This is a genomic window from Variovorax sp. P1_H12_2 (genome assembly GCF_056405335.1).
The window spans coordinates 1-11,056 of record NZ_JBFUCI010000198.1 but is presented as its reverse complement, the minus strand read 5'-3'; the positions used below and the strand labels follow the sequence as shown (position 1 = coordinate 11,056).

Here is an 11,056-nt window from a genome sequence, read left to right as displayed (position 1 = left end):
GTTCGCGGGCCTGGATGTACTTCGGGCAATTGCCGAAGCTCTGCAGCACCGCGACCGAGAAGCCGGCGGCGTCGACCCCCTCCACCACGCCGTTCATGCGGTTGCGCCGCCGAGTGTGCGGTTCGATCCCGAGCAGGCCGATCGGCGCGCCGGACACCAACGCCGCCGCGAGGGGATCCCCGGCCAGCGGCAGCGCGTCGATGCGCAGCCGCTGCGGGTCGGGCGAATGCGCGAAGCCCGGCGGCGCCGCCAGCACGCCGGCCCACGGTTGCGAGGCGGCATCGAGGCTGCCCGCGACCAGGAACGGAAGCTGGGCAAAAAAGTCCCGATGCTGGTCGGGCATGTGATCCCGGATCACCCGTGGCCCGAGGGCCGCCATCCGTTCGCGCACACCGGCGCGCGCCTGCATGGCGCGCTCGCCCTCGTGCCAGGGCGACGGCTCGATGGCGGTGTTCATACCCGCAGCCCGATGCGTGAAGCCACCATCGGCACGAAGCCCGGCAGCGCCTCGATGCGCGCCAGCCATTCGCGCACCCGGGGGTAGGCCTCGAGCGACACGTTGCCCTCCGGCGCGTGCGCCACGTAGCTGTAGTTGGCGATGTCGGCCAGGGTGGCGGACGCGCCCGCCAGGAACGGCCGCGCCGCGAGTTCGCCCTCCATCACCCGCAGCAGGTCGTGCGAGCGCGCAATCACCTCGGCCGGGTCTCGGGCCAGCCCCAACAGCACGATCACGCGGGCCACCGACGGGCCGGCCGCCAGCGGGCCGGCGGCCACCGACAGCCAGCGCTGGACCTGGGCCGCGGCGRGCGGATCGCGCGGGTACCAGCGCGCAGGATCGGCGGCGTAGCGCTCGTTGAGGTAGACCAGGATCGCATTCGAATCCGCCACGGTGACGTCGCCGTCCTCGATCACGGGCACCTGGCCGAAGGCATTGCGGCGCAGGAAGTCGGGGCGCTTGTGCTCGCCCGCGCGCAGGTCGACCTCGATGGTCTCGAACGGCAGGCCGAGCAGCGAGAGGAACAGCCGGACACGGTGGGAATGGCCCGAGACGGTCGAACTGTAGACCTTGATCGGCGCGGCGGGACGGGGGGTTGTCATGGCGTTTTCTCCTGAGGCGTTGGGGGTGTGCCGATTCTTGTTTGTTCCTCACTCCGGAGTAATGACTCCGATTGCATTTGACTGCTCCGATTTCCGGTCTAATCGCTGCATGGACCGACTGAAAGCCATGCAGACCTTCGTTCAGATCGCCGACCAGGGCAGCCTCACCCGGGCCGCGGACGCGCTCGACGCCTCTCTGCCGGCCGTGGTGCGGTCGCTGGCGGCGCTCGAATCGCACCTGGGCGTGCGCCTGTTCCACCGCACGACGCGGCGCATCTCGCTGACCGAGGAGGGCCGCCACTACCTGCAGAGCGCACGCGAGGTGCTGGCCGCCGCCGACGCCGCCGACCGGGCGCTCACAGCCGACGCTGCCGAGCCCGCGGGTCAGCTCACGGTCACGGCGCCGGTGCTGTTCGGCCACATGTACGTGGCGCCGGCGATCGTTCGCTTCCTGCAGCGCTACGAGCGGATGCGCTGCAGCGTGCTGCTGCACGACCGGTCCGTGAACCTGCTGGAGGAAGGCGTCGACGTCGGCATTCGCATCAGCGCGCTGAACGACTCCTCGCTGGTGGCGCAGCAACTCGGCAGCATCCGCCGCGTGGTGGTCGCGAGCCCGGCCTGGCTGCGCGCGCATGGCCGGCCGAGCCATCCGCGCGAGCTGTCGCGCGCGAACTGCGTCTGTGTCCAGCCGAACACGACGGGGCCATGGATGTTTCGCGACCACGGCCGGCCGCTGGCGGTCGCGGTCAAGGGCAACATCGAGTTCAATCACATCGCGCCGGCGATCGAGACCTGCGCGGCCGGCATGGGCTGCGGCATGTTCCTGTCCTACCAGGTGCTGCCGCTGGTGGCCGAGGGGCGGCTCGAGATCCTGCTCGAGGACTTCGAGGCGCCGCCTCGCCCGGTGAGCGTGATCTACCCGCATGCGCGGCTGCTGCCCACGCGCACCCGCGTCTTCATCGACTGGATGAAAGCCGAGTTCAGCGGCCTGCGGCTCTGAGGCCGGGCATCGCGGGCGCTTGCGCCACAATGCGCCGGTGCCGACTCCCCTCTTCCACGCCAGCCACCTGCGCAAGCGCTACGGCGACACCACGGTCGTCGACGACCTGTCCTTCGAGATCGCGCCGGGCGAATGCCTCGGCGTGATCGGTCCGAACGGCGCCGGCAAGACCACCACCATCCGCATGTGCCTGGGCCTCACCGCGGCCGACGGCGGCACGATCGAGGCGCTCGGCGGCCTCTCGATGCCGCGCGACGCGCGCGCCATCAAGGCGCAGCTCGGCGTGGTCAGCCAGTTCGACACGCTCGACCCCGACTTCAGCTGCGCCGAGAACCTGATGGTCTACGCACGCTACTTCGGCATGCGCCGCAGCGAGATCGCGCCGCGCATTCCGCAGCTGCTCGAATTCGCGGCACTGTCGCACAAGGCCCACGCGAAGCCCGGCGAGCTGTCTGGCGGCATGCGGCGGCGGCTCTCGCTGGCACGCGCGCTGGTCAACGACCCGAAACTGCTGATGCTCGACGAACCGACCACCGGGCTGGATCCGCAGGCGCGGCACCTGATGTGGGAGCGGCTGCAGGTGCTGCTGCAGCAAGGCAAGTCGATCCTGCTGACGACCCACTTCATGGACGAGGCCGAGCGGCTGTGCTCGCGGCTCCTGGTGCTCGACCACGGCCGCAAGATCGCCGAGGGCCGGCCGCGCGACCTGATCGCCGAGCACCTCGAGCCCGACGTGGTCGAGCTCTACGGCGACGGCGCGCTCGAACTGGCGCATTCGCCGCTGAAGGACTTCGCGGCCCGCGTCGAGGTCAGCGGCGAAACGGTATTCTTCTACACCCAGGACGCGCGCGGCCTGATGGCGGCGCTGGGCGACCGCAGCGGCCTGCGCACCTTCCACCGGCCGGCCAATCTCGAGGATCTGTTCCTCAAGCTGACCGGCCGACAGATCCGGGAGGATGGTTGACCGACATGGCGAACTCGACGACTTCCTCGCTGGCGGATCTCCCGCCCACGCCACCGGCGCCCTCGGTCTGGCGCGCGCCCGAGCTTTCGATGCGCTGGTGGCCGGTGTTCCTGCGCAATCTCCTGGTCTGGCGCAAGCTCGCGATCCCGAGCCTGATCGGCAACATCGCCGAGCCCCTGATCTGGCTGGTGGCCTTCGGCTACGGCATGGGCGCACTGGTCGGGCAGGTGCAGGTGGACGGCGCCGCGGTGCCCTACATCCTGTTCCTCGCCAGCGGCTCGATCTGCATGAGCGCGATGAACGCGGCCTCGTTCGAGGCGCTCTATTCGGCCTTCTCGCGCATGCACGTGCAGAAGACCTGGGACGGCATCATGAACGCGCCGGTGGGCCTCGACGACGTGGTGCTGGCCGAGATGCTGTGGGCCGGCTTCAAGGCCATCTTCACCACCACCGCGATCCTGTTCGTGATGCTGGCGCTGGGCATCAGCCACAGCCCGAAGCTCATCGTCGCCTGGTTCGTGCTGGTCGGCGTCGGCGTCACCTTCTCGTGCATCGCGCTGATCTTCAATGCGCTGGCCAAGGGCTACGACTTCTTCACCTACTACTTCACGCTGTTCATGACGCCGATGATGTTCCTGTCGGGCGTGTTCTTCCCGCTCGAGCAGTTGCCGGGCGTGGTGCGAACGATCGCAGGATGGCTGCCGCTGTCCAACGCCGTGGCGCTGGTGCGGCCGCTCTTCATGGACCAGTGGCCGGCCGACTGGTGGCGGCACGCGCTGGTGCTCGTCGCCTACACGGTGGTCGCGTTCTGGATCGCGCTGGCCCTCACGCGCAAGCGCTTCAGAGCTTAGTGGGCCCCCACGCTCCCTCACTGCGTGTGGTCGCTGCCCCCCGAGGGGGCGTCGGCAGGCCGCCCGTCAGCGCGGAGCGCGGACTTCGCCGCGCGGGCGGCCCGGCGCCGGCCTGAACCGCTTGTCTCGTTCGTGACTGCAAAGCGGCGCGCCGCTGTTAGGGTCCGGACACAACGAGGAGACAGCATGAACCGTGTCCTGAGCGGCTTCCTGATGGCGTCGACGCTCGCCCTCGGCGCCTGCACGACGACCCCGACCCCGCCCACGCGCCCCGCCGCCTGGGCCCCGCCCGAGGCGATCGTCGCCCCTTCCGCCTTCTCGGGCGTGCACGGCCTGGCGATCGACCGCCAGGGACGGCTGCTCGCCGGCTCGGTGGTCGGCAATACGCTGTGGGAGGTCGACCGCCAGACCGGCGCCGCCCGCGTGCTGGTCAAGGGTCCCGAAGGCCAGGCCGACGACATCGCGGTCGGTCCCAAGGGCGAACTCGCCTGGACCAACTACCTGATGGGCATGCTGCGCCTGCGCGACAACGATGGCGCGCCGATGCGCGTGGTCGCCAAGGACCTGCCCGGCCTCAACTCGCTCGACTTCGATCGCCGCAACGGCAAGCTCTATGCGTCGCAGGTGTTCCTGGGCGATGCGCTGTGGGAGATCGACCCCGCCGGCCAGAAACCGCCGCGGCTGATCAAGAAGGACATGGGCGGCTTCAACGGCTTCGAGGTCGGGCCCGACGGCATGCTCTACGGCCCGCTGTGGTTCAAGGGCCAGGTGGTGAAGATCGACCCCTCGAACGGCGCCATGACCGTGATCGCAGAGGGCTTCAAGATCCCGGCCGCCGCCAATCTCGACGGCAAGGGCAACCTGTGGGTGGTCGATGCACGCAGCGGCGAGCTGGTCCGGGTCGATCTGGCGACCGGCCGCAAGACCGTGGCCAAGCAACTCAAGCCCTCGCTCGACAACCTGGCGATCGCGCCCGAAGGCACCATCTACGTCTCGAACATGGCCGACAACTCGGTCGAGGCCTTCAATCCGGCGACCGGCGAGCTGCGCCTGCTCACCGGCGGCAAGCTGGCGGTGCCGGCCGGCCTCAAGATCGACGGCAACGAGCTCTGGGTGGCCGACGTGTTCGGCTTCCGGCAGGTCGATGCCACGACCGGTGCGGTCCGCGACATCTTCCGGATGCAGCGCGACCCGGAGCTCGAATACCCGTTCGCGGTCGGCCTGTCGGCCACGCATTTCGCGCTCACGTCGTGGTTCACCGGCACGGTGCAGCTGGTCGACCGCAAGACGCTCAAGACCACCGGCGTGCTGCATGGCCTGAAGGGACCGGTCGACGCGATCCCGATGGCCGACGGCAGCGTGATCTACGCCGAGATCGCGACCGGCAGCGTGACGCGCGCCAAGGGTCCCAAGTTCGAGGACCGGGAGGTGCTGGCCAGCGGGCTCGGCGGGCCGGTGCAGATGATCGTCGGCCGCGACGGCGCGCTCTACGTCACCGAGGCCGCGGGCAGGCTCACGCGCATCCCGCTCGACGCCAGCGCGCCGCTGCGCCCGGTGGCCGAAGGGCTGGCGATGCCCGAAGGCGTGGCGCRGACGCCGTGGGGCACCTTCATCGTGGCCGAAAGCGCGGCCCGGCGGCTGGTCGAAATCGACCCCGTGAGCGGCAGCCGCCGCACCGTGGCCGAGAACCTGCCGATCGGCCTCGAGCCCGGCCCCGGCATGCCGCCGCCCTATGTGCCGACCGGCGTGGCGGTCGGCAGCGACGGCACGATCTATATGACGGCGGACCGCGACAACGCGCTGTACCGGATCCGGCCCCAGCGCTGAGGCTTCAGCTGGCGCAGTAGGCCGTCAGGGCGCCGACCAGGTGCCCGAAGGTCGCGCGCACGCGGCGCACGCGGCGCAGGTCCTCGTGCATCGTGACCCAGGTGTCCAGGCCGTAGCTGAAGGCCTCCGGCAGCACCGCCACCAGCGACGGATCGCGCCGCGCGATCGCCTTCTGGCAGATGCCGATCCCGAGGCCGGCGCGGATCGCGCCCAGCTGCGCGAGCTGGTTGTCGGTGCGGCAACTGAAGTGCGGGCGCGCCAGGCGCAGGCCGAGCGCGCTCAAGGCGCGCAGGTCGGCGGTCTCGCGGTCCGGGCCGATCAGCGCGAAGCGATCGAGGTCTTCGAGGCCGGCCGGCGTGCCATGGCGCTCCAGATAGCCTGCCTTGGCGAACAACCCCAGCTCGACCACGCCGACCCGTGTGGCGACCATCGCGGCCTGCGTGGGCCGCACCATTCGCACCGCGATGTCGGCCTCGTGCCGCAGCAGGTCCTCGTTGCGGTTGGTCAGGCTGAGTTCGAACGCCAGGCCCGGCTGGGTTTCCCGCAACCCGGCCAGGACCAACGGCAGGACCTCCGCGCCGACCACGTCGCTGGCGGTGATGCGCACCGTGCCGTGGGCGGCGTCGGTGTCCGCCGAAGCCGTCCGTGCGAAGGCTTCGGCCGCGGCGGCCATCACCTCGGCATGGCCGCCGAGTTCGCGCGCGGCCTCCGTCGGCGACAGGCCGCTGGGCGAGCGCGTGAAGAGGGCGACGCCGATCGAGCGCTCCAGCGCTTCGAGCCGGCGCCGCACCGTCGGCTGCGCGACGCCCAGCGCCCGCGCCGCGGCCGACAGGCTGCCCCCGCGCAGCACCGCGAGAAAGGCGCGCTGGCTTTCCCAGTCCAAAGAACTCTGGCTCATACATTTCATACTAGCCGATAGCAGCGTTATGACAATTGTGTTTATCCTCGCCCGCTTCAAGAATGGGTTCCTCAACGAAAGGAACCGGTCATGGAACGAGGAACGGTATTGGTGCTCGGTGCAACGGGCGGCATCGGCGGTGAAACCACGGCAGCCCTGCTGCGGCGCGGCTGGCAGGTGCGGGCCCTGGCGCGCGACCCGGCCAAGGCGGCGGCACAGTGGCCGGCCGGCACGACGGCGCCGCAATGGCTGGCGGGCGACGCGATGGACGCCGACCGCGTGGTCGCCGCCGCCCGCGGCGCCTCGCTGATCGTGCACGCGGTCAACCCGCCGGGCTACCGCCACTGGAATACGCTGGTGCTGCCGATGCTCGAGAGCACGATCCGCGCAGCCGAAGTCTCGGGCGCCCGCATCGTGCTGCCCGGCACGGTCTACAACTACGGGCCCGACGCCTTCCCCGACATCGCCGAAAACGCGCCACAGCACCCGCAGACGCGCAAAGGCGCGATCCGCGTGCAGATGGAGCAGCGCCTGCGCGCGGCGGCCGAGCGCGGCGTGCGCACGCTGATCGTGCGAGCCGGCGACTTCTTCGGCCCGCACGCCGGCAACAACTGGTTCTCGCAGGGCCTCGTCAAGCCCGGCCAGCCGCTGGCCGCCATCACCGACCCGGCGCGGCCGGGCATCGGCCACCAATGGGCCTACCTGCCGGACGTGGCCGAGACCATCGTGCAACTGGTCGAACGCGAGGCTGCGCTGCAAGCCTTCGACAGCTTCCACATGGGCGGCCACTGGGACGCCGACGGCACCCGGATGCAGGCGGCGATCCGGCGCGCCAGCGGCCAGCCCGAATTGCCCGTCCGACGCTTCCCGTGGTGGCTGGTCGCGCTGGCCTCACCGTTCGTGCCCGTGTTTCGCGAGCTGCGCGAGATGCGCTACCTCTGGCAGCAGCCGGTGCGCCTCGACAACGCGCGGCTGCTGGCGCTGCTCGGCAGCGAGCCGCACACGCCGATCGACCTCGCGGTCGGGGCCACGCTCGAAGGCCTGGGCTGCCTGCGGTCGACGCCGGCAGCGGGCGCTAGCCACTTCCCGCAAGCGCGCCCGGCCGACCCGGCCTAGAGTGGTCCACGCTCACAGCAGGACCGACCGGAACCAGGCATGAATTACACGCACGAACACCTCGAGATCCAGAAGACGATGCGCCGCTTCATCGACGAGGAAATCAATCCACACGTCGACGAATGGGAGGCGGCCGAGAGCTTCCCGGCCCACGAGGTGTTCGCCAAGCTCGGCGCGCTGGGCCTGCTCGGGCTCAACAAGCCGGAGGAATACGGCGGCGCCGGCCTCGACTACTCCTACGCGATGGCGATGGCCGAGGCGCTGGGCCACGTGAGCTGCGGCGGCGTGCCGATGGCCATCGGCGTGCAGACCGACATGTGCACCCCGGCGCTGGCCCGCTTCGGCAGCGACGAACWGCGCCGCGAGTTCCTGGCGCCCGCGATCGCAGGCCAGACCGTGGGCTGCATCGGTGTCAGCGAACCCGGCGCCGGCAGCGATGTCGCCGGCCTCAAGAGCCATGCGCGAAAAGACGGCGGCGACTACCTGATCAGCGGCCAGAAGATGTGGATCACCAACAGCCTGCAGGCCGACTGGATGTGCATGCTGGTCAACACCAGCGACGGCCCCGCGCATCGCAACAAGTCGCTGATCATGGTGCCGATGGACAGCCCCGGCATCGAAAAGGCGAGGAAGATCCGCAAGATCGGCATGCACTCGAGCGACACCGGCCTGATCTACTTCGACGAGGTCCGGGTGCCGCAGCGCTATCGCATCGGCGGGGAAGGCCAGGGCTTCGTCTACCAGATGCAGCAGTTCCAGGAAGAGCGCCTGTGGTGCGCGGCGAGTTCGCTGGCGCCGCTCGACGAGTGCATCGCCGACACCATCGAATGGGCGCAGCAGCGCAAGCTGTTCGGCGGCACGCTGGCCGACCAGCAGTGGGTGCAGTTCAAGCTGGCCGAACTCAAGACCGAGGTGGAAGCGCTGCGCGCGCTGACCTACCGCGCCTGCGACCTGCACGTGCAGGGCCAGGACGTGACCGAACTGGCCTCGATGGCCAAACTCAAGACCGGCCGGCTCACGCGCGAGGTGTCCGACACCTGCCTGCAGTTCTGGGGCGGCATGGGATTCACCTGGGAGAACCGGGTCTCGCGGCTCTTCCGCGACGGCCGCCTGGCCTCGATCGGCGGCGGCGCCGACGAGGTGATGCTCGGCATCCTCGCCAAGACCATGGGCATCGCGAAGCGGCCGCCGCGGGAATGACGGCAGCCGCCCGGGCTCCTACCGATCGCGCGCCGGGGTCGCGGCCTGCAGCGCGCGCAGCTTGTCCTTCTTGCTCGGCCGCTTGCCCTTGACGCCGCCGGTGCCCGGCTCGCCCGCGGGCGCGGGCGGCGGCACCTCGACCGGCTCGAAGCCGGCCACCCGCTCGCGCGGCACGTTGAGGCCCTGGCGCTTCTCGATCAGCCTGAAATGCGCCTCGGTCGCGGCGCTGACGAAGCTCACCGCGACGCCGCTTTCGCCGGCCCGGCCGGTGCGGCCGATCCGGTGCACGTAGTCGACCGACGAGCGCGGCAGGTCGAAATTCACCACCACCGGCAACTGCGCGACGTCGATGCCGCGGGCCGCCAGGTCGGTGGCCACCACCACCTGCACCCGGGAAGCCTTGAAGTCGGCCAGCACCTGCGTGCGCTTGCCCTGGCTCAGCACGCCATGGAAGGGTTCGGCCTCGACACCGGCGCGGCGCAGCTTGTCGGCCACGATCTCGGCGCCATGCTTGGTGGCGACGAAGACCAGCACGCGGGTCCAGCCGCTGTCCTTGATCAGCTGGCGCAGCAACTGGGTGCGGCGGCTGGCGTCGACCTCGATCGCACGCTGCTGGATGGCCGCTGGCTCCCCGGCCGGCTCGGCCTCCACCTCGACGCGCACCGGCTCCTTCAACAGGCTGTCGGCCAGCGACTGGATCGCCTGCGGGAAGGTGGCCGAGAACAGCAGGTTCTGGCGCCGCGCCGGCAACAGCGCCAGGATGCGGCCCAGTTCCTCGGCGAAGCCGAGATCGAACAGGCGGTCGGCCTCGTCGAGCACCAGCGTGGCCACCGACGACAGCCTGAGCGCGCGATGGTCGATCAGGTCGAGCAGGCGGCCCGGCGTCGCGACCATGATGTCGGCGCCGCCGCGCAGCGCCATCATCTGCGGGTTGATCGAGACGCCGCCGAAAGCCACCGCGATGCGCACCGGCGCCGGCAGGTGCTGCGCCAGGCTGCGCATCGACTCGCCGACCTGCGCGGCGAGCTCGCGCGTGGGAACCAGCACCAGCACCTGCAGGCGGCGGGGCGACTGGCGGGGCTGGCCGGCGAGCGCCTGCAGCAGCGGCAGCGAGAATGCCGCAGTCTTGCCGGAGCCGGTCCGGGCCGCGCCCAGCAGGTCACGTCCCTGCAGGATCGCCGGGATGGCTTCGAGCTGGATCGCGGTGGGCGCGACGTAGCCCTTGTCGGTGGCGGCGCGCACCAGGGCGGGATCGAGTCCGAGCGATTGAAATGGCATGGATGGAGGCACGGGATAGGGCGTTGAGAATGACGGAGCATAGCTACCATCCACCAGGCGACACAGCAACGATGAATTCCGAGGACCTCGACAAGCTCGTCAGCCGCGAGATGCCGTTCGGCAAATACAAGGGCAGGCTGATTGCCGACCTGCCCGGCAACTACCTGACCTGGTTCGCCCGCGAAGGCTTCCCGCCCGGGGAAATCGGCCGCCTGCTGTCGCTGATGCACGAAATCGACCACAACGGGCTCAAAGGGCTGCTGAACCCGCTGCGCAGGCGGCCGCCGGGCTGATTTCGTCTCTTTTTTCAGCCCCGGAACAAATAATCACTCGAATTTCTAGCGGAAGTTCACACAAAAGTCTGATAGTGCACGACAATGCTGGAGCGTTTCTGGCAGTCACTGCCAGTTTCGTGAACCGGTGATCGGTCAGTTTCGCGCCACAGCGCCACTTATGTTTGTTGTGATACTGGGACTCCATCGCTTTGTTTTTTTGGTTTGATTAGGAGTCCCTCCATGGGCAAGAAACTTTACGTAGGCAACCTCGCTTACTCCATCCGCGACAACGACCTCGAACAGGCTTTCAGCCAGTACGGCTCGGTCGCCAGCGCCAAGGTCATGATGGAACGCGACAGCGGTCGCTCCAAGGGCTTCGGCTTTGTCGAAATGGGCACCGACGCGGAAGCGCTGGCTGCCATCGAAGGCCTGAACGGCCAAGCACTCGACGGCCGCAGCCTGACCGTCAATGAAGCACGTCCGATGGAGCCCCGCTCGCCCGGCGGCTTCGGCGGTGGCGGCGGCCGCAGCGGCGGCGGCGGTGGCTAC

The 11,056-nt window shown here is 69.7% G+C and carries 11 protein-coding genes and 1 pseudogene; 8 read left to right on the top strand and 4 right to left on the bottom strand.

What is annotated here, in order from left to right; translation table 11 throughout:
* A pseudogene (locus tag AC1D2K_RS19550) lies at positions 1 to 457 on the bottom strand (flavin-nucleotide-binding protein); the annotation flags it as partial.
* Positions 454 to 1,098, bottom strand: coding sequence for a glutathione S-transferase family protein (locus tag AC1D2K_RS19545; RefSeq protein ID WP_478090490.1), 645 nt, complete (start codon positions 1,096 to 1,098; stop codon positions 454 to 456). The pseudogene AC1D2K_RS19550 and the gene AC1D2K_RS19545, both read right to left, overlap by 4 nt.
* 109 nt (positions 1,099 to 1,207) lie before the next feature.
* Between AC1D2K_RS19545 and AC1D2K_RS19540 the strand changes: the two genes are divergently transcribed.
* The 4 genes from AC1D2K_RS19540 (at position 1,208) to AC1D2K_RS19525 (ending at position 5,740) form a co-directional block, all read left to right on the top strand.
* Positions 1,208 to 2,098, top strand: a complete 891-nt coding sequence (locus tag AC1D2K_RS19540) for a LysR family transcriptional regulator (protein WP_478090489.1) — start codon at positions 1,208 to 1,210, stop codon at positions 2,096 to 2,098.
* 37 nt (positions 2,099 to 2,135) lie between these two features.
* Positions 2,136 to 3,062, top strand: a complete 927-nt coding sequence (locus AC1D2K_RS19535) for an ATP-binding cassette domain-containing protein (RefSeq protein ID WP_442282107.1) — start codon at positions 2,136 to 2,138, stop codon at positions 3,060 to 3,062.
* Positions 3,063 to 3,067: 5 nt separating this feature from the next.
* Positions 3,068 to 3,913 (top strand): ABC transporter permease, encoded by an 846-nt coding sequence (locus AC1D2K_RS19530; RefSeq protein WP_478090488.1) that lies wholly within the window; start codon positions 3,068 to 3,070, stop codon positions 3,911 to 3,913.
* 186 nt (positions 3,914 to 4,099) lie between these two features.
* The gene (locus tag AC1D2K_RS19525; RefSeq protein ID WP_478090487.1) at positions 4,100 to 5,740 is read left to right on the top strand and encodes a Vgb family protein; all 1,641 of its coding nucleotides are present in this window, start codon (positions 4,100 to 4,102) and stop codon (positions 5,738 to 5,740) included.
* Between the two features lie 4 nt (positions 5,741 to 5,744).
* Here the strand turns inward: AC1D2K_RS19525 and AC1D2K_RS19520 are convergent, their stop codons facing one another.
* Positions 5,745 to 6,638 carry a LysR family transcriptional regulator gene (locus AC1D2K_RS19520; protein WP_478090486.1) on the bottom strand — a complete coding sequence of 298 codons (894 nt, stop codon included), beginning with the start codon at positions 6,636 to 6,638 and terminating at the stop codon, positions 5,745 to 5,747.
* Between the two features lie 90 nt (positions 6,639 to 6,728).
* Between AC1D2K_RS19520 and AC1D2K_RS19515 the strand changes: the two genes are divergently transcribed.
* Entirely contained in the window at positions 6,729 to 7,754 is a 1,026-nt protein-coding gene (locus AC1D2K_RS19515) for an NAD-dependent epimerase/dehydratase family protein (RefSeq protein WP_478090485.1), read from the top strand.
* A 39-nt stretch (positions 7,755 to 7,793) separates the two neighbouring features.
* Positions 7,794 to 8,954 carry an acyl-CoA dehydrogenase family protein gene (locus AC1D2K_RS19510; RefSeq protein WP_478090484.1) on the top strand — a complete coding sequence of 387 codons (1,161 nt, stop codon included), beginning with the start codon at positions 7,794 to 7,796 and terminating at the stop codon, positions 8,952 to 8,954.
* Positions 8,955 to 8,972: 18 nt separating this feature from the next.
* Here AC1D2K_RS19510 and AC1D2K_RS19505 read toward each other — a convergent pair whose 3' ends face one another.
* Positions 8,973 to 10,232: a DEAD/DEAH box helicase gene (locus AC1D2K_RS19505; RefSeq protein ID WP_478090483.1), complete on the bottom strand. Its 1,260-nt coding sequence runs from the start codon at positions 10,230 to 10,232 to the stop codon at positions 8,973 to 8,975.
* 71 nt (positions 10,233 to 10,303) lie between these two features.
* On the opposite strand from AC1D2K_RS19505, the gene AC1D2K_RS19500 reads away from it, so the two are divergent.
* Entirely contained in the window at positions 10,304 to 10,525 is a 222-nt protein-coding gene (locus AC1D2K_RS19500; RefSeq protein ID WP_478090482.1) for a DUF3820 family protein, read from the top strand.
* 222 nt (positions 10,526 to 10,747) lie between these two features.
* Positions 10,748 to 11,056, top strand: a 309-nt coding sequence (locus AC1D2K_RS19495) for an RNA recognition motif domain-containing protein (protein WP_478090481.1), incomplete at its 3' end; no start/stop codon positions are given.

What these genes read in the sequence shown, in the direction of transcription:
- AC1D2K_RS19540 (WP_478090489.1), top strand. Translation starts at nt 1,208, where the DNA reads ATGGACCGACTGAAAGCCATGCAGACCTTCGTTCAGATCGCCGACCAG.
- AC1D2K_RS19530 (WP_478090488.1), top strand. Translation starts at nt 3,068, where the DNA reads ATGGCGAACTCGACGACTTCCTCGCTGGCGGATCTCCCGCCCACGCCA.
- AC1D2K_RS19520 (WP_478090486.1), bottom strand. Translation starts at nt 6,638, where the DNA reads ATGAGCCAGAGTTCTTTGGACTGGGAAAGCCAGCGCGCCTTTCTCGCG.
- AC1D2K_RS19515 (WP_478090485.1), top strand. Translation starts at nt 6,729, where the DNA reads ATGGAACGAGGAACGGTATTGGTGCTCGGTGCAACGGGCGGCATCGGC.
- AC1D2K_RS19505 (WP_478090483.1), bottom strand. Translation starts at nt 10,232, where the DNA reads ATGCCATTTCAATCGCTCGGACTCGATCCCGCCCTGGTGCGCGCCGCC.
- AC1D2K_RS19500 (WP_478090482.1), top strand. Translation starts at nt 10,304, where the DNA reads ATGAATTCCGAGGACCTCGACAAGCTCGTCAGCCGCGAGATGCCGTTC.